Annotated in this window: 32 protein-coding genes; 13 read left to right on the top strand and 19 right to left on the bottom strand. The window is 70.0% G+C overall.

Annotated elements, in window-relative coordinates; translation table 11 throughout:
- Window positions 1–18: 18 nt before the first annotated feature.
- Complete coding sequence (locus tag O6P37_RS17315; RefSeq protein WP_264013163.1) at window positions 19–312, bottom strand: hypothetical protein; 294 nt, start codon at window positions 310–312, stop codon at window positions 19–21.
- A gap of 93 nt (window positions 313–405) precedes the next feature.
- On the opposite strand from O6P37_RS17315, the gene O6P37_RS17320 reads away from it, so the two are divergent.
- The 4 genes from O6P37_RS17320 (at window position 406) to ripD (ending at window position 4,439) form a co-directional block, all read left to right on the top strand.
- A complete protein-coding gene (locus O6P37_RS17320; protein WP_269895244.1) occupies window positions 406–1,929 on the top strand; it encodes a hypothetical protein in 1,524 nt (507 codons plus the stop codon).
- A 41-nt stretch (window positions 1,930–1,970) separates the two neighbouring features.
- Complete coding sequence (locus O6P37_RS17325; protein ID WP_269895245.1) at window positions 1,971–3,080, top strand: spore photoproduct lyase family protein; 1,110 nt, start codon at window positions 1,971–1,973, stop codon at window positions 3,078–3,080.
- Between the two features lie 61 nt (window positions 3,081–3,141).
- Window positions 3,142–3,642 carry a thiol peroxidase gene (gene tpx / locus O6P37_RS17330; RefSeq protein ID WP_269895246.1) on the top strand — a complete coding sequence of 167 codons (501 nt, stop codon included), beginning with the start codon at window positions 3,142–3,144 and terminating at the stop codon, window positions 3,640–3,642.
- 272 nt (window positions 3,643–3,914) lie between these two features.
- Window positions 3,915–4,439 (top strand): NlpC/P60 family peptidoglycan-binding protein RipD, encoded by a 525-nt coding sequence (gene ripD, locus O6P37_RS17335; protein ID WP_264013167.1) that lies wholly within the window; start codon window positions 3,915–3,917, stop codon window positions 4,437–4,439.
- 5 nt (window positions 4,440–4,444) lie between these two features.
- Here the strand turns inward: ripD and O6P37_RS17340 are convergent, their stop codons facing one another.
- On the bottom strand, window positions 4,445–5,170 hold the full coding sequence (locus O6P37_RS17340) for an aminoglycoside 3'-phosphotransferase (RefSeq protein ID WP_269895247.1): 726 nt from the start codon (window positions 5,168–5,170) through the stop codon (window positions 4,445–4,447).
- A gap of 16 nt (window positions 5,171–5,186) precedes the next feature.
- Window positions 5,187–5,921, bottom strand: coding sequence for a CPBP family intramembrane glutamic endopeptidase (locus O6P37_RS17345; protein ID WP_269895440.1), 735 nt, complete (start codon window positions 5,919–5,921; stop codon window positions 5,187–5,189).
- Between the two features lie 148 nt (window positions 5,922–6,069).
- Here O6P37_RS17345 and O6P37_RS17350 point away from each other — a divergent pair, with 148 nt between their 5' ends.
- On the top strand, window positions 6,070–6,639 hold the full coding sequence (locus O6P37_RS17350; RefSeq protein ID WP_269895248.1) for a class I SAM-dependent methyltransferase: 570 nt from the start codon (window positions 6,070–6,072) through the stop codon (window positions 6,637–6,639).
- On the opposite strand, the gene O6P37_RS17355 is transcribed toward O6P37_RS17350, so the two are convergent.
- The 3 genes from O6P37_RS17355 to O6P37_RS17365 are packed head-to-tail and all read right to left on the bottom strand — an operon-like array spanning window position 6,634 to window position 8,881.
- Window positions 6,634–7,299 carry a sensor domain-containing protein gene (locus tag O6P37_RS17355; protein WP_269895249.1) on the bottom strand — a complete coding sequence of 222 codons (666 nt, stop codon included), beginning with the start codon at window positions 7,297–7,299 and terminating at the stop codon, window positions 6,634–6,636. The two genes, O6P37_RS17350 and O6P37_RS17355, sit on opposite strands and share 6 nt — an antisense overlap.
- A 50-nt stretch (window positions 7,300–7,349) precedes the next feature.
- Entirely contained in the window at window positions 7,350–8,093 is a 744-nt protein-coding gene (locus O6P37_RS17360) for a DUF899 family protein (RefSeq protein WP_269895250.1), read from the bottom strand.
- Complete coding sequence (locus O6P37_RS17365; RefSeq protein WP_269895251.1) at window positions 8,090–8,881, bottom strand: DUF899 domain-containing protein; 792 nt, start codon at window positions 8,879–8,881, stop codon at window positions 8,090–8,092. The genes O6P37_RS17360 and O6P37_RS17365 overlap by 4 nt, the downstream gene beginning before the upstream one ends.
- A 114-nt stretch (window positions 8,882–8,995) precedes the next feature.
- Here O6P37_RS17365 and O6P37_RS17370 point away from each other — a divergent pair, with 114 nt between their 5' ends.
- Window positions 8,996–9,328: an ArsR/SmtB family transcription factor gene (locus O6P37_RS17370; RefSeq protein ID WP_269895252.1), complete on the top strand. Its 333-nt coding sequence runs from the start codon at window positions 8,996–8,998 to the stop codon at window positions 9,326–9,328.
- Window positions 9,325–9,762: an SRPBCC family protein gene (locus O6P37_RS17375; RefSeq protein ID WP_269895253.1), complete on the top strand. Its 438-nt coding sequence runs from the start codon at window positions 9,325–9,327 to the stop codon at window positions 9,760–9,762. The genes O6P37_RS17370 and O6P37_RS17375 overlap by 4 nt, the downstream gene beginning before the upstream one ends.
- 12 nt (window positions 9,763–9,774) lie before the next feature.
- On the opposite strand, the gene O6P37_RS17380 is transcribed toward O6P37_RS17375, so the two are convergent.
- From O6P37_RS17380 to O6P37_RS17390, 3 genes are read right to left on the bottom strand one after another with little or no spacing between them, the layout of a single operon-like run.
- On the bottom strand, window positions 9,775–10,182 hold the full coding sequence (locus O6P37_RS17380) for a nuclear transport factor 2 family protein (protein ID WP_408633193.1): 408 nt from the start codon (window positions 10,180–10,182) through the stop codon (window positions 9,775–9,777).
- 13 nt (window positions 10,183–10,195) lie between these two features.
- On the bottom strand, window positions 10,196–10,969 hold the full coding sequence (locus O6P37_RS17385; RefSeq protein WP_269895255.1) for an enoyl-CoA hydratase/isomerase family protein: 774 nt from the start codon (window positions 10,967–10,969) through the stop codon (window positions 10,196–10,198).
- Between the two features lie 9 nt (window positions 10,970–10,978).
- The gene (locus tag O6P37_RS17390) at window positions 10,979–12,559 is read right to left on the bottom strand and encodes a class I adenylate-forming enzyme family protein (RefSeq protein WP_269895256.1); all 1,581 of its coding nucleotides are present in this window, start codon (window positions 12,557–12,559) and stop codon (window positions 10,979–10,981) included.
- A gap of 66 nt (window positions 12,560–12,625) precedes the next feature.
- Between O6P37_RS17390 and O6P37_RS17395 the strand changes: the two genes are divergently transcribed.
- Window positions 12,626–13,738 carry a spore photoproduct lyase family protein gene (locus O6P37_RS17395; RefSeq protein WP_269895257.1) on the top strand — a complete coding sequence of 371 codons (1,113 nt, stop codon included), beginning with the start codon at window positions 12,626–12,628 and terminating at the stop codon, window positions 13,736–13,738.
- Between the two features lies 1 nt (window position 13,739).
- On the opposite strand, the gene O6P37_RS17400 is transcribed toward O6P37_RS17395, so the two are convergent.
- On the bottom strand, window positions 13,740–14,147 hold the full coding sequence (locus O6P37_RS17400) for a nuclear transport factor 2 family protein (RefSeq protein WP_269895258.1): 408 nt from the start codon (window positions 14,145–14,147) through the stop codon (window positions 13,740–13,742).
- 103 nt (window positions 14,148–14,250) lie between these two features.
- Here O6P37_RS17400 and O6P37_RS17405 point away from each other — a divergent pair, with 103 nt between their 5' ends.
- Both O6P37_RS17405 and O6P37_RS17410 read left to right on the top strand, forming a co-directional pair.
- On the top strand, window positions 14,251–14,688 hold the full coding sequence (locus O6P37_RS17405) for a VOC family protein (protein WP_269895259.1): 438 nt from the start codon (window positions 14,251–14,253) through the stop codon (window positions 14,686–14,688).
- A gap of 12 nt (window positions 14,689–14,700) precedes the next feature.
- Complete coding sequence (locus O6P37_RS17410; RefSeq protein ID WP_269895260.1) at window positions 14,701–15,006, top strand: hypothetical protein; 306 nt, start codon at window positions 14,701–14,703, stop codon at window positions 15,004–15,006.
- Here the strand turns inward: O6P37_RS17410 and O6P37_RS17415 are convergent.
- The 4 genes from O6P37_RS17415 to O6P37_RS17430 all read right to left on the bottom strand — a co-directional run bounded on the left by O6P37_RS17415 (window position 15,003) and on the right by O6P37_RS17430 (window position 17,592).
- Window positions 15,003–15,782, bottom strand: a complete 780-nt coding sequence (locus O6P37_RS17415; protein WP_269895261.1) for a DUF6498-containing protein — start codon at window positions 15,780–15,782, stop codon at window positions 15,003–15,005. The genes O6P37_RS17410 and O6P37_RS17415 overlap by 4 nt on opposite strands.
- Window positions 15,783–15,883: 101 nt before the next feature.
- Window positions 15,884–16,426 carry a hypothetical protein gene (locus O6P37_RS17420; RefSeq protein ID WP_264013184.1) on the bottom strand — a complete coding sequence of 181 codons (543 nt, stop codon included), beginning with the start codon at window positions 16,424–16,426 and terminating at the stop codon, window positions 15,884–15,886.
- 42 nt (window positions 16,427–16,468) lie between these two features.
- Window positions 16,469–17,278 (bottom strand): DNA-formamidopyrimidine glycosylase family protein, encoded by an 810-nt coding sequence (locus tag O6P37_RS17425; protein ID WP_269895262.1) that lies wholly within the window; start codon window positions 17,276–17,278, stop codon window positions 16,469–16,471.
- A gap of 26 nt (window positions 17,279–17,304) precedes the next feature.
- Window positions 17,305–17,592: a DUF732 domain-containing protein gene (locus tag O6P37_RS17430; RefSeq protein ID WP_269895263.1), complete on the bottom strand. Its 288-nt coding sequence runs from the start codon at window positions 17,590–17,592 to the stop codon at window positions 17,305–17,307.
- A gap of 210 nt (window positions 17,593–17,802) precedes the next feature.
- Here O6P37_RS17430 and O6P37_RS17435 point away from each other — a divergent pair, with 210 nt between their 5' ends.
- On the top strand, window positions 17,803–18,246 hold the full coding sequence (locus tag O6P37_RS17435; RefSeq protein WP_269895264.1) for a hypothetical protein: 444 nt from the start codon (window positions 17,803–17,805) through the stop codon (window positions 18,244–18,246).
- A 28-nt stretch (window positions 18,247–18,274) separates the two neighbouring features.
- Window positions 18,275–18,703, top strand: a complete 429-nt coding sequence (locus O6P37_RS17440; RefSeq protein WP_269895265.1) for an SRPBCC family protein — start codon at window positions 18,275–18,277, stop codon at window positions 18,701–18,703.
- Here O6P37_RS17440 and O6P37_RS17445 read toward each other — a convergent pair.
- Window positions 18,700–19,065: an RNA-binding S4 domain-containing protein gene (locus O6P37_RS17445; protein ID WP_269895266.1), complete on the bottom strand. Its 366-nt coding sequence runs from the start codon at window positions 19,063–19,065 to the stop codon at window positions 18,700–18,702. The genes O6P37_RS17440 and O6P37_RS17445 overlap by 4 nt on opposite strands.
- 274 nt (window positions 19,066–19,339) lie before the next feature.
- Here O6P37_RS17445 and O6P37_RS17450 point away from each other — a divergent pair, with 274 nt between their 5' ends.
- A complete protein-coding gene (locus O6P37_RS17450; protein ID WP_269895267.1) occupies window positions 19,340–20,182 on the top strand; it encodes an EamA family transporter in 843 nt (280 codons plus the stop codon).
- Window positions 20,183–20,188: 6 nt separating this feature from the next.
- Here O6P37_RS17450 and O6P37_RS17455 read toward each other — a convergent pair whose 3' ends face one another.
- From O6P37_RS17455 to O6P37_RS17470, 4 genes are all read right to left on the bottom strand, one after another.
- Window positions 20,189–20,839 (bottom strand): FKBP-type peptidyl-prolyl cis-trans isomerase, encoded by a 651-nt coding sequence (locus O6P37_RS17455; RefSeq protein ID WP_269895268.1) that lies wholly within the window; start codon window positions 20,837–20,839, stop codon window positions 20,189–20,191.
- An 85-nt stretch (window positions 20,840–20,924) separates the two neighbouring features.
- A complete protein-coding gene (locus O6P37_RS17460) occupies window positions 20,925–21,410 on the bottom strand; it encodes a carboxymuconolactone decarboxylase family protein (RefSeq protein ID WP_269895269.1) in 486 nt (161 codons plus the stop codon).
- A gap of 87 nt (window positions 21,411–21,497) precedes the next feature.
- A complete protein-coding gene (locus O6P37_RS17465; protein WP_269895270.1) occupies window positions 21,498–22,355 on the bottom strand; it encodes a transglutaminase-like domain-containing protein in 858 nt (285 codons plus the stop codon).
- Between the two features lie 146 nt (window positions 22,356–22,501).
- Window positions 22,502–23,011 carry a hypothetical protein gene (locus O6P37_RS17470; RefSeq protein ID WP_269895271.1) on the bottom strand — a complete coding sequence of 170 codons (510 nt, stop codon included), beginning with the start codon at window positions 23,009–23,011 and terminating at the stop codon, window positions 22,502–22,504.
- Window positions 23,012–23,022 lie beyond the last annotated feature (11 nt).

Consider the following 23,022-nt stretch of genomic DNA (forward strand, 5'->3'; position numbering starts at 1 on the left):
ACCCTCAGACGGCGGCGGTCAACCCTTCGCCCGGGTCCTGGCCTGTTCGAGCTCGGCGATCAGGGCGTCCACCTCGGCGCGCCGCTCGGCAGGCACCAGCAGCGAGTAGAAGGTGCCGACGCTGACTGTCACCTGCAGCAGGTCCTCCTTCTCGCGGCCGAACAGCTTCTTGCGGCGGGTGATCTCGTCGACCCGGGTGTCGGAGTACTGGTCGGCCGGGTTGCGGCCACGCGACGATCCGGTCCTGAGTTTCTCGACCCAGTTGCCGTCGACCACGATGCTTTCCCCGTTGAGCCCGTCGATGCGGAACATGGGTGAAGTAAACCAGCGCGAAGCGCGGAGCGCGGTGACTCGGCGGCGGATTCGCCGCCGGGCCACGGCCCGCGACCGTGCGACGATCGGTTGGTGCCGGATTGGACCTACCACCCGTTGAGTCCCGTCGCCGGCGCCGTGCTCGGTGAGCACCGGACCCGGGTGCTGGCGCTGCGCCTTCTCGCAACACTGATCCGCTTCGCCGGCGGCCGGCGCTGGATCCCGCGGGTGTTCGACCACCCGCGGTCGCCGCCGGAGTGGGCGGGCCGCTTCGGCGCGTCGGTGCCGCTGTCCGTCGCCCGCGACGCCGTGACCGTCCTGCCGGTGCAGGGCGCGGGGATCGTGGAGATCGGCCCGGTGGGCGCCGCGGACATCGACCGCCTGCGTGCCGCGACCGCGGGACGGACCTGCCGCGTCGTCGCCGTCGCCACCGACGACGCCACCGCGCGCGCCGCCACCCCCTACGCCGACGAGGTCACCGTGGGGGAGGACCGGGCGACGATCCGGCTTGACGACCCGGGGATCGCCGACGCCGTCGACGCGCTGAGGCGGGGTCCGACGGTGCTCGCCACTCCGGCGGTGCTGCTCGCCGCCGGGCCCGGCTGGTTCCACCGGGTGATCGAGGCGGCCACGGCGACGTCACCGCCGCCGCCGGCGCTGCGGGACGTACCGGCCGACCCGCGCCGCTGGCCGGGCTGGCTGTGGGGCGTCCTCGTCGGTCTCGGTATGATCGTCGCCGGCGCGGGCGCGGCACTGATCGCACTCGGGCCGGTGCTGCTGTGGTACGACCGCGACCACCTCGGCGCGTCGGTCGCCGACCTGCACGCCGTCAACCATCATCTCGTGGGCTTCCTCCAGCATGACCGGATCACCATGGCCGGCAACATGATCGGCATCGGCGTGCTCTACCTGGGGCTGGCGTGGGGCGGGATGCGGCTGGGACGCCGGTGGGCCCGCAACGCGCTGCTGATCTCGGGCCTTGTGACGTTCCTGACCTACTTCTACTTCCTCGGCACCGGCTTCCTCGAGCCCCTGCACACACTCGTCGTCATCGTGTTATTCCCGATGCTCCTTCTCGCGGTGTGGCGCGTGGTTCCGCCGCCGTCGTGGCGCGCCCCGATCGAGGGCGCCGAATCCGAACGGCGCCGGGCGTTGTGGGGACAGCTGCTGATGATCGGGGTCGGCGGGGGCCTGGTGGTCGCGGGCGGCGTCATCTCGACCGTCGGCCTCACGTCGGTGTTCGTGCCGACCGACCTGACCTTCATGGACACCGATGCGCACACACTCGATTCGGCGGGCCCGCAACTGTTGTCGTTCATCGCCCACGACAGGGCCGGCTTCGGCGGCGCGCTGATCGGCGCCGGTCTGGCCGTCCTGCTGATCAGCATGTGGGGCTGGCGGCGCGGCGAGATCTGGGTGTGGTGGGCGCTGCTGGTCGGGTGCGCGGTCGGCACCCTGCCCGTGCTGGTGATCCACTTCTCGATCGGGTACACCAGCTTCATCCACCTGCTACCGGTCTACGTCCTGATCGCCGCGACGGGTACGGCGCTCGCCCTTGCCAGGCCGTATCTCGCGGCGCGTGAGGCCGTGACCATTCCCACAACCGCGGTGCCGTGAGCGGGAAATTCGCCCCTCACCCACGGCGTTGAACCGGGCACATGACGACTGCCAGCATCCCCGCCGACCACGCCCCCGCCGCCCCGACGCTGTGGACTCCTCAGCGTGTCCTGGTGACGCGCTCGGCGTCGGAGACTCCGCACGGGGCCGCCATCATCGAGCGATGTGGCACCGCGGGCGTCACCGACATCACGGTGCTTTCCGGTGATCGGCTGCCGCCGGTGCGCGCCGAGAACGACCGGGCGGCCTACGCACTGGCCAAGCGCACACTGGCCGTGGTGGTCGCGCCACCCAGCAAGCGCCGGCTGCAGCCCATCCCGCCGAGCGCCGACTGGCGCATCGACCTCGCCGAGGGCTGCCCGGCGCACTGCCAGTACTGCTACCTCGCCGGGTCGCTGTCGGGTCCGCCGATCACCCGCGTCTACGCGAACCTGCCCGAGATCCTCGCGGCGATGGACGAGCACGTCGGCCAGGGCACGATCACCTCGGCCTCCGAATCGCGCTCGGCCGAGGGCACCACGTTCGAGGCCTCCTGCTACACCGATCCGCTCGCGCTGGAGCACCTCACCGGCTCGCTGTCGACCACGATCGCCCATGTCGGCACCCGCGACTGGGCGGGCCCGGTGGGGCTGCGCTTCACCACCAAGTTCGACAACGTCGCCGCGCTCACCGGCCTGCCACACGCCGGCCGCACCCGCGTGCGGATCTCGGTCAACGCCGACGACGTCGCCCGCCGCTTCGAGGGCGGCACCGCACCGCTGGCGCGCCGGCTCGCGGCGATGCGCACGCTCGCGCTGGCCGGCTATCCCGTGGGGCTGACCATTGCCCCGATCATGGCCACGCCGCAGTGGCGCGACGGTTACGCGGCGCTGCTGCGCGATGTCGCCGCCGCACTCGCCGACGTCCCGGATCCCGACCTCACCGTCGAGTGCATCACCCACCGGTTCACCGCGTCGAGCAAGGACGTGCTGCTTGGGTGGTATCCGCGCACCAAGCTGGACATGGACGAGTCGGGCCGCACCCGCAAGTTCGGCAAGTTCGGCTCCGCCAAGTACGTCTATCCCAAGGACACCATGGCGGAGATGCGGGCCTGGTTCGAGGCCGAGCTGGCCGAGGTACTGCCCGCCGCCCGCGTCCTGTACTGGACCTGAGCGCCGCGGGCCCGCGCACCCTGGCTCCCGATCGACGGTCGCACCTTGGCAGACTGGGGTCATGGCACAGATAACGTTGCGTGGAAATCCGATCAACACGGTAGGGGAGCTGCCCGCCGTCGGTTCAGCGGCACCGCAGTTCACTCTCACCGGAACCGATCTCGGCGCGGTGACGAGCGACGACTTCCGCGACGCGCCCGTCCTGCTCAACATCTTCCCGTCGGTCGACACTCCCGTGTGCGCCACCAGCGTGCGGACGTTCAACGAGCGCGCCGCGGCCGGCGGCGTCTCGGTGCTCTGCGTGTCGAAGGACCTGCCGTTCGCCCAGAAGCGGTTCTGCGGCGCCGAGGACATCGAGAACGTCAAGACGGCGTCGGCGTTCCGCGACAGCTTCGGGGAGGACTTCGGCATCACGATCGCCGACGGACCGATGGCCGGCCTGCTCGCGCGCGCCGTCGTGGTGATCGGCGCCGACCAGAAGGTGGCCTACGCCGAACTGGTGCCCGAGATCGGCACCGAACCCGACTACGACGCCGCGCTCGCCGCGCTGAAGTCCGCCTAGAACCCACCTCTTCCGCCGAACGTGCGGTCACTGCGAAGAATCGCCTCGATTTTCGCAGTGGCCGCACGTTCGGCGCATTGGGGCGCCCGCCCGAAACGCGTCTGACCAGCCGCGCGATCACCGTTCGGTATCGGTACGGCATCTCCTTCGCCGAGACGCCCGCCCAGTTGGCATTCCGGCCGCCGCGAGTTGTAGAAGTGACTGTGGTGACAGATGTCAACCGACGCGTCGACCCGACGCGGCAATTCTCGTGGTGCAGGGAGTGGATTCGAATGAGGCGTATCTATGCCGTTGTGATCGGTGTGGCCATGCTGCTGGTGACCGCGGGCCACGCCTCGGCCGATCCCTACACCCGCTCGACGGCGCATCAGCAGGCCATCGACTACGTGATCGCCCGCGCGCTGGCACAGCGCGGGGTGCCGTTCGTCTACGGCGGCGGTGACGCCACCGGTCCGACCAGCAAGGCCGCACGCAAGGATGCTGACCCCGCCGTCCTGGCGTTCGACCCGACCGCCACCGTCGCCGGCTTCGACGCGTCGGGCCTGATGCTCTACGCGTTCGCCGGTGTCGGCGTGAAGATCCCGCGCTCGTCGGGTGACCAGTTCCTGGCGGCGGCGAAGGTCGCGCCTGCGCAGGCGCTGCCGGGCGATCTGCTCTTCTACGGTCCGAACGGAACCCAGAGCGTGGCGATGTACCTGGGCAACGGGCAGATGCTGGAGGCGACCGATCCCGCGGTGGCCGTGACGCCGGTCCGCACCGCCAACATGATGCCCTACCTCGGCCGCTTCATCGCCTGAGCAGGTCAGGCGTCGCCGGCCTGCCACAGGCGCTGGTAGTAGTCGATCCGCACCGCATCGCGCCGCACGCCGTAGGCCGCGAGGAGTTCGTCCTCCCAATCGGCGGGGCCGAAGTTCCACGACAGCGACAGCAGAGCGACGGCGATGTCGGCCCACCGGTCGGCGACTCCGAGGTCGCCGAGGTCGACGTGCGCACTGAACGCACCGTCGTCGCCGATCAGGGTGTTCGGCGCGCACGCGTCGCCGTGGCAGACCACCATCCGGTCGACGGGCGGCGCCTCGCCCACGGTCGCGCGGGCCTGGGCCGGCACCTCTCGCCGCAGCCGCGTCGGCACCGACCAGTCGAAGGGACACCCGGCGACGGGCAGGGTGTCGTGCAGGCGCCGCAGACCGGAACCGATGGCGCGGACCGCCGTTCGCGGTGCGGCGAGCCAGCGCGGGTCCACCGCCGAGCGTCCCGGCATGCCCGCGGTGTGCAGCCAGCCGTCGCCGACGGCGATCAGGCGGGGGACCGGAGTGAATCGTGCCGCCCAGCGCATCCTCTCGGCCTCGGCGGTCAGCAGGTGCGGTCTGCCCGCAGGTGCGGTCTTGACGAACTCCCGGCGCTCGCCGGTGCCGATCTGGAAGGTGACGCCGCCGAGTTCGTTCACCCAGACCGCGGCCACCGGCCTGCCCGCGGCGATGTCGTCGACCACAGAGGGCACCGGGGTCGGGCCGGTGGGTGCGCTCACGGATTCGGCCGGCGCGTCAAACGGTGGGCATCCGGCCGACCAGCGTGAGCATGATGACGATGCCGGGCAGCAGGTTGGTGACCGAGTGGGCGGCGATGCTGGCGACCAGGCTCCCGGTGTACAGCCGGGCCAGGCCGAGCGGGATCGCGACGATGAGAAGCAGTGGCGTCCTGCTCAACTCGAGGTGGGCCACCGCGAACAGCACAGTCGTCACCGCGAAGGCGACCCACCGGCCCCAGCGCCAGTCGATGGCACCCCAGAGCAGTCCGCGGTACACGATCTCCTCGCACACCGGCGCCACCAGCACCACACAGAGGAAGATGGCCACCGCCCAGGCCCATGACGTCCGGATGTCCCCGAAGGCCGCGCCCACCGCGGAGTTCGCCTCGGGCCCCACGATCGACAGATAGAGCGCCGCGGCGGGCAGCGTGATGAACAGCCCGCCGAATCCGAACAGGGCACCCCATCCGAGGCCGCGCCACGTCCAATGCAGCCGCAGGTCGATGCGCGGCCCGTTGCCACGTAACCGCGTGATCAGCACCGCGAGACCCGCGGCGCATACGGTGGGGACTACCAGGACCGTCGCGATCTTCCCCACCGACGCCCCGCCACCCCCCAGCACCAGCAGCAACAGGAGCCCGACCGCCACATAGGTGGTCACCACCACCAGGTACGCGCCGATGCCCCAGCGGTGCGGCCGCGCCGCGGGCGGGGCCGGCGGCGGGGCGGCGGCCTCGGGCGGTCCGGGCACTACGACCGGATTGTGTTCGGCATTCACGTCTTCGACGCTACTGCAGTCACGCGACACTGCCGATCGCCGAAACACCACGGCCGTCCGCAGCAGGCGCCCGTGTGTCACACTCTGCGACGGGCACACCGATCGGGCAGGGGGTGAGCGCGTGAACGAGGCACACGAGCGCTGCGGTAGTGACGAGTGGCGGCAGATAATCCGGGACGTCATCCTGCCGTGGGCCCTCGGCAGCACCGATCTCGGTGACGACGTCCTGGAGGTCGGACCCGGCTACGGCGCGACCACCGACGTGCTCAGCGGCACTGTGGGCCACGTGACGGCGGTGGAGATCGACGCCGGCCTGGCCGCCATGCTCACCGAGCGCTACTCCGGGGCGCCCTCGGTGGACATCGTGCACGGCGACGCCACCGCGCTGCCCTACGAAAGCGACCGGTTCACCGGCGCGGCGTGTTTCACGATGCTGCACCATGTTCCGACGGCGCAGCTGCAGGACCGGCTCTTCGCCGAGGTCGCGCGGGTGCTCGCCCCGGGGGCGGTACTGGTCGCGAGCGACAGCCTCGCCAGCGACGAGCTCGAGGCCCACCACGAAGGCGACACCTACAACCCCGTGGATCCGGACTCGCTGGCGTCCAGGCTCGCGGCGGCGGGCTTCGAGGGGATCGAGGTGCGCACGAATCCGTACGGCTGGACCGCCACCGCCCGAGCGCTCACCTCATAGGCTGCTGCGCCCCGAGATGGCGTTCACCAGCGCCACGGCGTGCTCGCTGACACCCCTGTGGGACGCGCGGACGTCGACCACCACATCGCCGACGACCCGCATCGCGTGGGTGCTGACGTAGCCGGTGTCGGACCGGACCCGGACCAGTTCGACGCCGTCGTCGCGCTGCGGTTCGTCCATCGACAGCAGCCACGGCTCCGGGTCCTCGTCGGTGACGGTCAGCACCCCACCCGCGCAGCGCTGCCAGGTGGCCACCGTCCGGTCGACGAAAGCACGTGCGGCGGAGGGAGTTTTGAACTCGATCACTCCCTGGTCCACGTCGGCGGTCTCGTCGTCGGCGTCCAGCACCGCACCACGCACCGCACCGAATCCGCTGCCGTCGTACACCTCGGTCATCGTATTCGCCTCGACGGCAAGGCATTCGGCGGGGGCGTAGGCCTTGCCCTCGCGGAGTTCGAACAGCGTGCGGTAGGTGAACGTCGTCGTCAGCACCGCCGGCGCGATGATCGCATTGACCTCCGTCTCGCTGAGCAGCATGCTCGCCAGTGGGTCGACCGGCGGCGGACCGGCTTCCTCGACAGCGGGGGTGCAACCCGCGCAACCCACCGCCACGGCGGCCGCGGTACCCACCACGCCCGCGCGGATTCGACCTGCCCGCATGGGTCGATCGTAAGCCGCGCGGACCGAGGTGGACTGCACGAATCAGGCCGTCAGCGGCCCACACCGAGATCGTCGGACCGTCCCGCTGCGATGCGGGACCACTGCGGGATCGGCCGCCCGTCGCTGCGCGTGTTGGAGCCGTCGACCTGCCAGGGTTGCGGCCAGCCGGACGGCGAGTCCTCCCAGGGCTCCTGCCGCCCGTAGACGGTGAGGTCCATCAGCGCGAGGCTGTAGTCCATCGCCTCGACACCGCGCAGTGTGGTCCAGTAGGTCTCGAACACCCGGTCACCGTCGCGTACGTAGCAGACGATGTGCATCATGCCGGCCTGCCGCCCGACGAGCAGCCGGTCCAGGGACGGCAACGCGGAGTACCACGGCACGTCCCAGCCCATGAACTCGCGATAGCGCAGACTCTCGTCGAGCGGGCCCTGACAGAACACGGCGTAGGTGATGTCCCGCGAGTGCAGGTACGACAGCTCCGTGACCTGCGTGGTCACCCAGGTGCAGCCCTCGCACTGCTCGGGAGCCGGCCGCCCGGGATTCCACATGAAGTAGTAGGCGACGAGCTGCGTGCGTCCGTCGAAGGCGTCACGGAGCGTGAGGGGGCCACCCGGGCCGGCGATCTCGAGTCCGGCGTCCACTTCGACCATCGGCAGCCGACGGCGGGCCGCGGCGATCGCGTCGCCCTGCCGGGTGTGTGCCTTCTCCTGGACCCGCAGCTCGCTCAGCTGTGTCTCGAACGCGGCACGGTCGACGGGTGGGGGCAGCGGTGTTCCCGCCGGGACGCCGGTCACGGCGTCGAGGGGGCGCAGTGGGCGCAGCCATCCGGCTCACGCGCGGGGCGGACATCGTTCGGATCGTCGGGATCGGGCTCTCCGAACCACCGCCACGGCTCGCGACGGCCGTACTCGTCGTGCCAGCACCACCACTCGTACGCCGGGGTCTGCGGATAGCCCGGCGGCGAATCCTCCCATGTCTCCTGGCGACCCAGCGCTGTCATGTCCAGGAAGCTCCACGTGTTGACGAAAGCCTCGTCGCCACGGTTGTTGATGCAATAGGTGCGGAACACCTGGTCGCCGGTGTCACCGGCGCGGATGAAGGCGTTGGTGCCGTGCCACTCGTGCACCCCGAAGTCGACGTCGAAGCCGCTGTCCGGTTCGGCGACGATGGTGTACCAGGGGATGTCCCAACCCATCCGGGCCTTGATGCGGGCGATGTCGGCCTGCGAGCCGCGTGACACGTACACCAGCGTGGTGTCACGGGCGTTGAGGTGCGCGAGGTTGCCGATGTGGTCGGCCATCAGGGAGCAGCCGACGCAACCGTGGTCGGGCCACCCGTGCAGGCCGGGATCGACGAACGCGCGATAGACGATCAACTGGCGCCGCCCGTCGAAGAGATCGAGCAGGCCCACCTCGCCGTCGGGCCCGTCGAAGACGTAGTCCCTGTCCACCGCCATCCACGGCATCCTGCGGCGCTGCGCGGCGAGCGCGTCCTTCGCCCGGGTCAGCTCCTTCTCTTTGACCAGCATCTCCTGCAGAGCAGCTTCCCACTGCTGCGCGGACACCACCGGAGGCGTGTGCATCGCCCGTCCCCTCTCCACCGCGGCGGCCGTCGTCGATGACCCCGCCGGACGTTATACAGATCAGTTGAACATTCCGAATCCACCACAACACAGGCGCCCGCTATAGTCAACAAAATGGTTGAAGATCAGGTGCTCGACCGCACCTACGGCGCGCTGGCGGACCCCACCCGCCGCCGCCTCCTGGAGGCCCTGCGCGGGGGCGATGCGCGGATCACCGATCTCGCGGCGCCACTGCCGATGACGTTCGCCGGGGTGTCGCGGCACATCGGCGTGCTGGAGTCGGCAGGACTGGTGCAACGGGAGGTCCGCGGCCGTGAGCACTGGGTGTCGCTGCGTCCCGACGGGCTGACGCTGGCACAGCGGTGGCTCGACCAGCAGACGGACTTCTGGACCGCACGCGCCGACGCGCTGCAGGACCGCCTGCGCCGGAAGGGGCAGGCGCGTTGACCGAGGCGCCGGTCGTGCGGGTGCAGCGCGTGATGGCCGCCCCACCCGATGTCGTGTTCGACCAGTGGCTGGACCCGGAGTCATTGGCGGAGTGGATGTGTCCGCGCCCGGACCGGTGCATCCACGTCTTCATCGACCCACGCGTCGACGGCCGGTTCCGCTTCGACGTCGACAACGCGGGCACGCTCGTGCTCATCACCGGGCGCTTCCTCGCCATCGAGCGCCCGCGCCTACTGCGGTTGACGTGGAGCAACTCCGACTGGCCGGATCCGACGGTCAGCAGCGTGGTCGAGGTGACGTTCACGCCGGCCGGTGACGAGCAGACGGTGATGGCCATCGAGCACGCGATGCTGCCGCCGCACGAGTACGACAACTTCCACGGCGGCTGGACCGCCATCTGCGAACAGCTCGCGGAGGCGCTGACCGGCGGGTGACGGCGACGCCGGTCAGCCGGGAATCTGGGTCTGCTGGTAGAGCGCGAGTTTCCAGCCGGCGTCCGTGCGCGTGTAGACGCTGGACATGGCGCCGACGAACGGCGGGCTGTCGCCGTCGCGGTATCCGGTCGCCGTGTAGACGAGGATCCTCGTATCGTCAGCGGGGCGGACGAGGCGGACGTCGCCGAGTTCATAGCGGCGCCACGGCGGGGATTGCGACAACGCCGCCACCACCGCGTCGCGGTCCATCACCATGCCGTTAGCGAGCACCATCAGGGCGTCGGGCAGCATGACCCCGGCGTAGAACTCGGACCCGGTGCCGTTGCACAGCGAATCCCAGCCGGCCCGTTCGAGTTCGAGGAGCAGATCGAGCACTTCATCGGTCACCCCCGGGGGATACCCGCGTGCGGCGACATTCATGACCGGAAATCGGTCAACGGCCGCGCCAGGTGGGTTTGCGCTTCTCGAGCCAGGCCCTCGGGCCCTCGGCCGCATCCTCGGTGGCACCGGCCACCTTGCGCATCGTCTCGCCGAACCGGACCGACTCGATCCAGCCCATGTCCGCAGACCGCCAGGCGACCTCCTTGGTGGCCCGCTGCGCCAGGGGCGCCGCCTCGGTCAGCGTCCGCGCCCACGCACGGGCCTCCTGTTGCAGCGCATCGGGTTCCACCAGCCGCCACACCAGGCCGATCTCCTTGGCGCGTTGGGCGCTCATCGGCTTGCCGGTCAGCAGCAGCTCCATCGCGTTGGCCCATCCGACGCGCTGGGGCAGCCGGATGGCCCCGACGATCGTCGGGACGCCGATCGCCACCTCGGGGTAGGAGAAGGTGGCCTCGGTGCTGGCGATGATGAAGTCGCAGAACAGGACTCCGGTCAGTCCGTAACCGATGCACGGGCCGTGCACCGCGGCGATGGTCGGCTTGAACAGTTCCATGCCGCTTTCGAAGGAGTTGATGGTCGGCTTCTCCCAGAACGTGCCGCCGAAGGTGCCCACCACGCCTTCGCTGTCCTTCAGGTCGCCACCGGCGCAGTGCACGTCCCCGTTGGCGGTCAGGATCGCGACCCAGGCGTCCTCGTCGTCGCGGAACCTGTCCCACGCCGCGTTGAGGTCACTGCGCAGCGCACCGTTGATGGCGTTGCGTGCCTCGGGGCGGTCCATGGTGATGGTCGCGACGTGATCGTCCAGCTCGTAGGTGACGAATCCCATGGCTGAACACTAGGTGCGCAGGTGTGCCGACTCCAGCGCACCGTCGGCGATCATCGTCCGCAGGGCCCGGCGGTCCAGCTTGCCGCTGGCCAGAGTCGGGATGCGGTCACTCGTGGCCGATGCCCACCGGGTGGGGATCTTGTAGGCCGACAGGTGGGCGCGCGCGTACGCCGCGAGGGCGGCGAAGTCTGTCGGGCCCGCCTGCGCCGCCGGGACGACGACCGCACACACCTCCTCGCCGCGCTCCGGGTGCTCCACCCCCACCACCACGCACTGCGCCACGTCGGCCGACGACTCGATCACCGCCTCCACCTCCAGAGGGGACACGTTCGCGCCCGCGGCCTTGATGAGGTCACCGGTGCGGCCGACGTAGAACAGCCGCGGGTCGCCGGTCCTGCGGTAGACCCGGTCACCGGTGTGGTACCAGCCGTCCCGGTCGAAGGTCTCCCAGCGCTCCTTCTTGTTGTAGCCGGCCATCACCCCGACGCCGCGGACCAGCAGTTCCCCGGTGGTCCCGTCGGATACCGGTACGCCGTCGTTGTCGACGACCGCGATGTCGGTGAAGACGAAACCGCCCGCGGTCTCGGACATGGTGCGGTGCACCGGGTAACCGTCCGGCACGTCGGTCATCGCGATGTCGAGCGGACCGTCGCGCAAAATGGGCGCACTGCTCAGGTCGCGGGCGGCGAAGCTGGGGTGCTCGCGCAGCCGCTGGGTGAACGCCGGCCAGCCCACCACCCCGGTGGCCCGTTCCCGCTCGACGAGGTCGAGCGCCGTGCCCGCGTCGAGCCGCGCCATGGTGAGCACCGTGGTCGGTTCATGCAACGCCCCGGCCGCCGCGAGCACGCCGCCGATCCAGAAGAACGGCATGGCGCAGAGGATCCGGGGCGGACCGGAGGACCGGGAGATGGCCCTGACGGCGGCGGGCCAGGTCGAGGTCTGCCGGGCCAGCGTGCCGTGCGTGTGCAGCACGCCCTTGGGGTCCGCCGTGGACCCGGAGGTGTGCACCATGATCGCCAGGTCGGCGGGCGACACCTCGGCCTCGACGGCGGCCAGGATCTCCGGCGCCACCCCGTCCGCGGAGTCGTCGTCCCACACGGTCGCCCATGCGCGATCGGCGGGCCCGGTCAGCACGACGCGGCGCAGATACGGCGCAGCGGCCACCGCGACATCGCCGTCGCGCTGCGCGGCCAGTTCCGGAAGCGCGGCCTCCAAACGTTCCGAGGTGTCGGTGGTGAGCACCCGGGGCGGCGCCACCAACAGCCCGACGTCGGCCAGCCGCAACACCTTCGCGATCTCGGCCGGCGCGTACATCGTGCTCAGCGGGACGACGACCGCACCGATTCGGGACAGTGCGAGCCACCAGACGACCCACTCGGCGCCGTTGGGGAAGAACAGCCCGACGCGGGCGCCCTTGCCGACACCGCTGCGCAGCAGCCGTCGCGCGATGTGGGCGGACCGCCGGTCGGCGTCGTCGTAGGTGAGTCGGTCGGTGGGGGTGACGAGGTAGGGGTGAGACCCGTGTTCACGCACGCTGCGCCGCAGGAGCGCCGGAACGGTCGGCGGGATCGCCGCGGGGATGGATGTCACAGTCCCGATCCTGCCCAACGACGGCGAACACGGAACGCCCGGGCGCCGCACCACGTTGAATCAGGCATGCCATCGACGCTCCACGACGAGGCAGCGGCCCGCCGGACCCCGGCCGATCTGGCCGACCGCCTCCTCGACATCAAGCGGATCTACCACGAGCCGGGCATCGACCGGTTCCCGCGCGCCCGACAGGTGCTCGACCGGTACGCCGGTGCCGAACTCATCGAGGTTCCGTCGCACCAGGCCATCCCCGGCCTGTACGGCAACGAGGGCAACGTCGAGGACTGGGTGCGCATCAAGCGCGAGGTGCTGGTGCTCGGCGAGAAGAAGAGCCTGGCAGCGCGCCGCAACGAACGGTCGAGTGACTGGATCGCGCCGTCCACCGCGAACGGCTGCGCCATGGCGTGCTCCTACTGTTACGTGCCGCGACGCAAGGGCTATGCCAACCCGATCACGGTGTTCGCCAACATCGAGAAGATCACCGGCTACCTCGAGCGGCACGCGGCACGCCAGGGCGTCAAGCCGGAGCCCAATCAGTGCGATCCCGTCGACTGGGTCTACGACATCGGTGAGAACAGCGACTGCTCCGTCGATGCGATGGTGTCCGACAACGTCCGCGACCTCGTCGAGCTGTTCACCCGTGTCCCCAACGCCAAGGCGAGCTTCGCGACGAAGCTCGTCAACCGGGACCTGCTCGACTACGACCCGCGCGGCGGCACCCGGGTGCGGTTCAGCCTGATGCCCGCGGACACGTCGCGCACTGTGGACGTCCGTACGTCGAAGATCGCCGACCGCATCGCCGCACTCGACGACTTCGTCGACGCGGGCTACGAGGTGCACCTCAACTTCAGCCCGGTGATCGTGCACGAGAACTGGCTGGCCGACTGGGCGGAACTGCTCGAGCAGATCGCCGACGGCACCAACGAACGCACGAAGCGGCAACTCGCCGCGGAGATCATCTTCCTCACCCACAACGAGGGCCTGCACGACGTCAACATGGGCTGGCACCCCAAGGGTGAGGACCTGCTGTGGCGGCCGGACCTGCAGCAGCTCAAGCGGAGCCAGAGCGGCCAGTGGAACGTCCGGTACAAGTCGCCGTGGAAGGGCCGCTGGGTGGAGCAGCTCACCGACCTGATCGCCGAGACGCTGCCGGACTGCCGGATCCGGTACGCCTTCTAGACTATTCGTGCTTCGGCGTGCCGACCGCGCTGGACAGGTCGGTGTCGAGGAATGCGGCCGTGTCGTAGTACGTGCGGAACGCGGTGATGCTGCCGTTCTTCGCCTCCAGCACGCTCACCCCGTCGTAGCGGAACGCCGTCCCGTCCCGCAGGGTGCCCTCGGAGGTCCACTCCAGGAACGTCACGTCGTCGTCAGTGACCCGGTGCCGGAACGCCGCGTCGATGTCACCGAAGACGTCACGGTACTGCTGCCAGAACGCCCGGGCGCCGTCCTTGCCGCGCTGCCCGTGCGGCAGGCCGGCCTTGTTCAACGTCGCGTCGTCGCCGAACAGGTCCACCAGCGGATCGACGTCGCGGTCCCGGTGCAGCCTGTCCAGTGCGTTGACGAATTTCTGCGCCAGATCATGCATGGTGCCGATGTACCCCGCGCCGCCAGGACCATGCGGCACGTCAGCCGTTCGTCACACATTTCGACGTCCCGATGTCGGCGGCCACGGCCGATAGAATGCCGAGATGGGCCGCGAGCTCCAGGTGACGTTCGACTGCGCCGATCCGGCTGCCCTCGCCGGGTTCTGGGCGGAGGTGCTGGGTTTCGTCGTCCAGCCGCCTCCGGAGGGGTTCGACACGTGGGACGACGCGCTCGAGGCGATGGGCGTTCCGCCTGAACGACGCAACGACGCCTCGGCCCTGGTCGACCCTGATGGCCGCGGGTCGCGCATCTACTTCCAGCGCGTGGCCGAGGGCAAATCCGCCAAGAACCGGGTGCATCTCGATGTGCGCGTGGCACCCGGATCGAGCGGGGACGAGCGGATGACCGTATTGGAGCGCGAGTGCGAACGACTACAGGGCCTCGGCGCCACCCGGCTGAGCCGGCACGAACCCGCGCCCCCGTTGCAGGGCGGCCACATCGTCATGGCCGACCCCGAGGGCAACGAGTTCTGCCTCGACTGACCGGTCGCACCGATGAGTGATCCACCGAGAACCGCCGACGGTCACCACATCGTCGTCGACGGACGCAAATGGCGGGCGACCGACCCGGCGATCCCCCAGGAGCGGCGGGCCGAGCTCACCCGCATCCTGATGGGGTGGCGGCGAAAGGTGCGCCAGGCCCGCGGAACCGATCGCGAACCGGCGGTGCGGGCGGGTGTGCACGCGGCCAAGGTCGCACTGGGGGAGCGGGGCACACCGTGGTGGGAGCAGACCGACGAGGAGCGCCGGGCGCGGTGGGAGACCCACGTCCCTGCACCCGACGACTCGTCACCGAACTAGTGCCGCCGGGCGGTCCACGGGCGCTCGTTGCGTTCGCGCCGCTCCGCTTCGTCGGCGCGGTCCTCGGCCCAGAAGTCCTCGAATCGCTCGCCCGGGCGGACGTTGGGGACGCGGTTCATGATGTTGCTGAACCATTTCGGCGGCGTCTTGGGCTCATACTGGGGAAGCACGGCGCTCAGCGATGCGAGTGTCTTGAGGACGACGAAGACCCCGAAGAACGCGCTGGGCGAGTCGGTCAGGGCGATGCCGATGAATCCGAAGATCAGGGTGAGATGGACGACGACGACGCGGCTCAGCCCGCGCTGGGCGGTCTGTTCGAGCTGCCAGAACGACCACCTGCGCAGGCTGAACAGGTCGGCGAAGAAATCCAGCGCGAGGAAGGCGAGCACGCTCAGACATCCGAATCCGACGCTGCGCCAGTCGACATCGGCGAGGCGGCCCTCGCCGTTGCGGTTGAGCAGGAACAAGATCGCCGCGAGGAACACCGCGTGCGCCGCGCAGAACGCGAAACCGGTGACGGCGAAGCCGGTGAGGAACGAGGAGCTGTTGCGTGAACTGCGCCGGTCCGCGCTCGGCGCCGTGTACCGGAAGTGACCGCTGCGCGGAGACCACCGCCGGTGCAGCACGATCCGGGCCACGATGAACGCGCACATCGCGAGGTTCTCGAACCAGTAGACCACCAGCGTGGTGGGTCCGGACCAGTCCTCGAAGAACCAGCCGACAATCGGGACCGCGATCACCGCCAGCAGGCTCAGCGGGTGGACGAAACGCGTCACCCGGTGGTCCTGTTCGCCGGCATGCCCGCTCCTCTCCGCCGATCACGCACCGCGCAGTGCGCACGTCGGAGATTAACCCGGCCGCCGAGGCGCCGCCGGGATCAGCGTCGGGAGAGCTCCGCCTCCAGCCGCTCGATCAGCGTCTTGCGGGCCTTGCCGTCACGCTCGCGCTGCAGCGCGGAGGTGAGCTGACGCTTGTCGAGTTCCCCGACGAGCTTGACGGCTTGGGCGACCGGCAGCTCGTCGAGCCGGCCGACCGCGCGTGCGCCCTTGGCGGCCTTGGTGTTCGGCACGTGCTGCCTGCCGGATGCCGACGCGCTGCGCTTCTTGCTGTCGGTGGCTTTCTTCTCTGCCTCGGAAAGCTGATCCCATGCCTTCTTCGGCAGGTACCGCTTCGTCTCACCACGGTTGCCGCGGGCGCGCGCGCCGCCGTCCTTCGTCTGCCAGTCTTCCTTGCCCCACTGCTCCAGAGACTTCTGCCGGTCGTCTTTCGGGCCTCGGTAGCCGCCGCCCTGCCGCTCGTACTCCTGGGTCAGCAGCTGACTCTTGCGTGCCGACCACTGCCCCTTCTTGCCGCCCTTGTCCGAGGCCTTGATCTCTTCTTTGATGCGCTCCCGTAATTCGGGATCGGTGTACTCCGCCATGGAGGGGGAGATACCCGCTTTCGGCTTGGGTGTTCCGCACCATCACGGCGGCGGCCCGGCCGGGCCCGGCTGACAGTGCGGACACCACCAGGTGCGTCGCCGCTCCGGATCGTTGGGCACCTCGGCGACCACCCGCACCGTGGTCCCGCAGCGCAGGCACGGCCGGCCGGCGCGACCGGCCACCCAGTGCTGCTCACCCTTGCGGCGCACCCCCGTCGTCACCTGCATCGCGCCCGGGACGGTGGCCGAGTGTCGAAGCGCCCGAGCACCGAGGTCCAGCAGGGCCGGCAGGTCCACGAGTCGCACCGGCGTCCACGGGCTGTGGCCGCGCAGGAAGCACAGCTCGTTGGCCCACAGGTTGCCGAAGCCCGCCACGCAGCGCTGGTCGAGCAGGGCGGCGACGAGCGGGCGGTCCGGTTCGGCCGCGATGCGGCGCGCGGCCTCGTCGATGTCCCAATCGTCGCGAAGCGGGTCGGGGCCGAGGTGTCCGACGACGTCGGATTCGTCGCGGGTGCGCAGCAACTCGACCACGGGCAGCTTCACGCCGTAGGCGGCGGGCCCATCGGTGCGAAGCACGACCCGGACGTCGGGCATGACCGCGCGCGGCAACCAGCGCCCGGTCGGGGAGATGGTCCACGATCCCGACATCCGCAGGTGGGTGTGCAGGGTGAGGTCGCCCGACAGCCGGGTGAGAAGGTGCTTGCCGTGCGTGATGTGGGCCTGCACGGTCCTGCCGGTGAGGTCGTCCGTAGCGTGACTCGGCACCCGTAGCTCGCCGTGAGTCAGCGTGCGACCACGCAGCGCGCGGTCGAGTCGTTGCGCCAGTGCGTACACGGTGTCACCCTCGGGCACGCGTCAGCGCTCTTGACCGCGGCGACTCAGCAGTCGAGCTGGACGATGGCGGTGGAGACGATGTCCGTCGCGGAACCCACGGTGACGCCGAGGGGGTCGAGTTCCTTCTGGACCAGGCTGACGATGGTGGCCGAGCCGACGCCCTGGCGGGAGGCCTGGCACGCCTGATAGCCCGTGGTGAGCAGCTGCGCCTGGGACAGGAACGGGAACTTGTCCTGCAGGCGCAGGAAGTCGGCCTCGCCGGCGGCCGCGGGCGGTGCGAAGGCCAGCCCGGCGGATGCGGCGATGACCAGGGCTGCGAATGATCGGACCATGGGACTTCCTTCGGCTTGCGGCGGGATCGCACGATCGAACTGGCGGACGCTGACGCTGGTCATTGTCCACCACGGGCGGGCTCAAACATCGGGAAGTCGCGCTGCCGGTCGCTCACACTGGGAGATGTTGGGATCGGTAGCCGGCTGCGCGCCGTGTACTCGAAGCACGAGCAGCGCCATGGGGGCGGTGCCCGACGAGAGGATCCGACCTTGAACCGACTCACACGGTTCGTGACGGCGGCCGCGGTGTCCGGCGGGGTGGCGTTGACCGGCTTCGCGTTGACCGCGGGCACGTCGACCGCTCAGGGCCCCAGCTATCAGGGCGGGAACTGCCCGGTGGGGCAGACCTGCACGCACTGGTGTCCAGGCGATCCGGCCATACCGGGCGGCCAGGTGCTGACGTGGGACCGCAAGGTCTGCCATGACTGGTATTGGAATTCCGAGGGCATCGTCGACGTCACCACCTGGACCATCTATCCCTGGTCCGGCGCGCCGCATCCGGCCACGCCGCCGCCACCGCTGTATCCGGCACCTCCGCCGCCGCCGCTGCCGCCGGGTACGCCGTTCTGCAGCCCGCGTGGATCGCTCATCATCATTCCGCCGATCTGCGACGAGATCGGCGTCGACATGCCGCCCGGGTCGGTGCGGCGTTAGTGACGAAGGGGGCAGAAGATTGCGGGTGGTGAGCGCGCGCCATTTCATCGCGGCGCCGATCGGCGAGGTGTTCGACTGGCTCGCCGACGGACGGAACTGGGCGGCGATCCCGGGAATGTTCTACTCCCGGGTCCGCCCCGTCGACGGCCCCGAGCCGTACGGCGTCGGCTCGATCCGGGAGTTCGCCTCCTCCGGTTCGAAGGTGACCGAACTGGTAACCGGATTCGAGCGGCCGCATTTCATGAGTTATCAGGCGCTGAGCTCGATTCCGCCGATACGGCACGGCGGCGGATCGATGACCTTCCGGGTGGTGCCCGGCGGGACAGAGGTTGAGTGGGAGACCAGGATTCGGCTCGAGTCACCGGTGTTCGCCGGCGCGCTGACGGCGATGTATGCGCCGCTGGTCAAGCTGGGTTTCCTGATGCTGATGCGCACCGCGGCGCGCGCTCTGGGCTAACCGAGGCCCGCGCGCCACTTGTCGAGTAGCCGTCGGTCCCGTTTGGTCGGCCGCCCGGCCCCGCGGTCACGGACCGCCACCGCGATGACCGGCTCCGCGGGCCGCGCCGGTGTCCGGTCCAGGTAACACGTCACCGCTTCGGCCGCACCGACCCTCTTGTGGATCACCCGCAGCACCTCGACGATCCGCGTGGTGTCGGCCATCCGGACGTGGATCTGGTCACCGGGGGAGAGCATCGTCGACGGTTTGGCGATCCGGTCGTTGACGCGGACGTGGCCACCGCGGCAGGCCGCGGCGGCGTCCGGCCTGGTCTTCGTCAACCGCACCGACCACAGCCAGCGGTCCACGCGCGTCGCCTCCACGGACCCATCATGGCGGCTCGGCGCGCACTCATCCAGCGCGACGGCGTGAGTGACGGTGCTAAGTTCGGCATCGACAGCGTCTAGGGTTCCGACGCGCTTGCGCGTGCCTGGTCCGAGCGACGCCACCGCGACTCCCGACGAGTCGCGGTCATCTGAACGGACAAAAGCCTGGAGGATCTCCGGCGGTGCGCCGCGCCCCGCCGAGGAGGTCCATGATGCGCACAGGCACCCAACCGCACACACCTGCTTCGGCGGGCCGACCGGCTGTCGTCCGATGACACTCACCATCGCCCTCGCCGTGCTGTTCTCGGCGCTGTTGCACGCGATCTGGAACTCACTGGCGCACGGGGCCAGTGACCGGCTGGTCGGCTTCGCGTTGATCGGCGTGGTGGATGCGGTGGGCGGGGCGGCGATGGCGGCGGTCGGCGGGCTGCCCCCGGCCGGCGCCTGGCCGTTCATCGTCGCCTCTGCGGCACTGCACGTCGTCTACAACCTGCTGCTGCTCGCCAGCTATCAACTCGGCGAGTTCAGCCAGATGTACCCGCTGGCCCGCGGCACGTCGCCGTGGGTGGTCGCGCTGGTGTCGATCGTGGCTCTCGGCCACGATCTGCCGATCGGACAACTTCTCGGCGTGCTGGCGGTATCGGCCGGTCTCATCGCCCTCGTCCTGGTCGGCGGGCGGCCGGGGCGGCGGGAGCTGCCCGCGCTCGCGGTGGCGATGCTCACGGGCCTGATGATCGCCGCGTACACCGTGGTCGACGGTGTGGGCGTGATGCAGGCGCCACTGTGGTCCTACACCGGGTGGATGTTCCTCCTGCAGGGCCCGCCGATCGCCGTCATCGCGCTCATCCGGCGGCGACGCGCCGGGCTGTCGCGGTCGGTGCGCATGTCGGCGGCGTCCGGCGCCGCCGGCGGCGTGATCTCGCTGACCGCCTACACGATCGTGTTGTGGGCGCAGACCAGCGGTGCGCTGGCGCCCATCGCGGCTCTGCGGGAAACGAGCATCGTGTTCGGCGCGTTGATCGGCGCGTGGTTCCTCGACGAGAAGATGGGGGCGCGCCGGGCGATCGCGGCCGGTGTGGTGCTGGCCGGTGTGCTGCTGATCAGCCTGACGTGAGTCGGCTCAGCTCGAGGCGTCGAGGATCTTGATCGCGAAGACGAGCGTGTCGCCCTTCTCGATGCCGGCGCTGGGCTGGCCGTCGGGATAGCCGTCGGCCGAGGTCATCGCGACACCGACGGTGGAACCGACCTTCTGCCCGGCGATGGCCTTCTGGAAGCCGGCCACGACACCGTCGAGCGAGAACTCGACCGGGGGACCCCCCACGTAGCTGCTGTCGAACACCGAGCCGTCCCGGCCGTTCACGCCCATGTAGCAGACCGACACCGATGCGGTGTCCGCGACGACCGGGCCGTCGCCCGCCTGCAGGGTCTGCACCTGGGTCTCACCCACACTGAACGGTGCGGTCACGGTGATGAGCGGGGCGGCCGCGTCGGTGGACCCGGTGACCGCCACGCTGCCGGTCGCCCCTGGCAGCGTCCACTCCGGTGCGGCGCCCTGCGCGGGCGGTGTCGACGGGCACGCGGCGGCGGCGGCCGGCGCCTCGGGGGTCGCCGGCGCCGCCGGGGACGGCGGGAAGAATTCGACCGGTGTGCGCGACGACGACGAGCTCGTCGACGCGGTGCTCGTGTCGGACCCGCACGCGGTGAGCCCGATGACGAGCGATGCGGCGCACGCTGCGAGCGCGACGGACGAGGACAGGCGAGGAGAGTTCACGATCCGCCACGCTACCGCCGACGCACCGGTCGTCGGCCGAAGGCCCGGTCCGGGCCGCGCACCGCGACCCGGACCGGGCTCCGCGTCAGCCGGACATGCGCGCAAGCATGCCGGCCTCGTAGGCACCGCCGGGACTGCGCACGATGACGTTCATCCGGTTGGCGGCGTTGGTGAGGGCGACCAGGCAGATGAGGGCGGCCACCTGGTCGTCGTCGTAGTGCGTGCGGACCTGGTCCCACGTGCCGTCGGACACGCCGGTGTGCGCGTCGGCGAGCCGGGTGCCCTCCTCGGCCAGCGCCAGCGCGGCTCGCTCGGCTTCGGTGAAGACGGTGGCCTCCCGCCACGCGGCCACCATGTGCAGCCGATGCGCGGTCTCACCGGCGGCAGTCGCCTCCTTGGTGTGCATGTCGGTGCAGAAGGCGCAGCCATTGATCTGGCTCGCCCGCAGGCTCACCAACTCCTTCGTGGTGGTCGGCAGCGTCGATTCCTCGATGACCCTCGCAGCGGTGGTGAATCGTTTGGCGAATATCGTGGCGAACCCGTTGCCGAACAGATCGAACCGTGCATCCATGTCGTCCTCCTGTGGTGTGGTGCTGGACGACCTCTAGATGCCGGCGGCGGGCGATTTGTGACACGTCGCCGAAATTCGACGCGATTCTCAGTTCAGCACGGCCAGATCATGCACGGAATCGCGCGGCAGGTCTCCGTCGACCACGGCACGGATCTCCATGTATCGCAAGTTGATCGACCCCTTGTGATTGTCCAGGAACGCGGTGTCGGCGGCGTCACGCCCGGTGGCGATGCGCACCATGGACTGCCGCGGCGCCAGGCAGGTGGGATCCACCACGCGCCAGACGCCGTCGACGAAGGCCTCCGCGACCGCGTGGAAATCCATCGGGTCACAACCCGGCGCGTAGACGGCGACCATCCTCGCCGGGACGTTGACCGAGCGGAGCAGCGCGATCACCAGATGGGCGTAGTCGCGGCACACCCCGGAACCGGCGAGCAGGGTGTCCGCGGCTCCGTCGATGGGGTCGCTGGACCCCGGTACGTACATGAGCCGGGTTCCCACCCACGACGAGACCTTCTCCAGCAGGGTCGCCGAGTCGGCGTACTCCCCGAACTCGGTGGCCGCGAACCCGAAGAACTTGTCGGCCTCGGCGTAGCGGCTGGGCCGCAGATAGGTCGACATGTCGATTTCCCGGACCTCCGCCGGATCGGTGCGACCGAGGATCGTGGCCCGATAGGAGGCGGTGACGGTTCCTTCGGGAGCGTCGAAGCGATGGATGCGTGTGCCGTGCTCGCCGATGAGCTCCTCGGCCTCCACGGCCCTGCCCTTGCAGCGGAACTCGAGCGATTCGGTGACCTGCGCCCCGGGTTGGTGCGCGAGCGCGATCTGGAACTCCAGGGTGGTCGCGGCGGTGACGTCGATCTCGAGGTCGGCACCGACGTCACGCTTGAAGGCCGGCGGGGCATCGGTTTGCCCTGTTGACTTCTTGCCGGGCCACAGGGGCATCACGCACCGCTTTCGTCGACGGATTCGTCATCGCAATGGGTAACGGCACACCTTCTTGACCGTGGCGACGATTCGCACACCCTAGCGGCGGTCGTCGGCGGTCGCTCGGCGAGTCGGCCGCCTCGGTCAGTCGTCGGCGTCGGGGCTCATCGAGGCGTGGGGTTCTTGGCCGCGACGATCGCCGACTCGATGGCCGTGAAGCATTCCGCCGCAGCGGGTTCGGTGCCCAGTCCGACATACAAGCTGCCGGGCCGCTCGCTGCCCGCGAATCCCGTGATCGTGAACCCGGCGGTCTCACCGGCCAGCCGGCCCAGTTCGGCGCCCAAACCGGTGCCGGCCGCGATCGATGCCTGGGTCAGTGGCACCGAGAGGATCGAGGTTCCGCGGCTGGCGCCGTCGATCGCGACGAGGACGTGCGTCGGGTGCAGTATCGCGACGGTGTCGTGCTCGGCGTCGGGATCAGCGGAGTTGGCCCGGCGCCGCATCAGCTTTCCGAAGCCCTTGTCAGCCGGTGGATTCTCGCTGTGCGTGAGCCACATCCGCACACCGGTCAGGTCGAGTTGGTTCGACTCGGCGTGGGCGGTGAGCTTGTCGCGGACATGGGGGGCCAGGTCGACCATCTGCACCGCGCTGGTGTGTCGCACGTACATCGGCATGCGAGGAGTAT

This window comes from Mycobacterium hippophais (assembly GCF_027529605.1).
In the GTDB taxonomy this organism is placed as follows: Bacteria; Actinomycetota; Actinomycetes; order Mycobacteriales; family Mycobacteriaceae; genus Mycobacterium; species Mycobacterium arseniciresistens.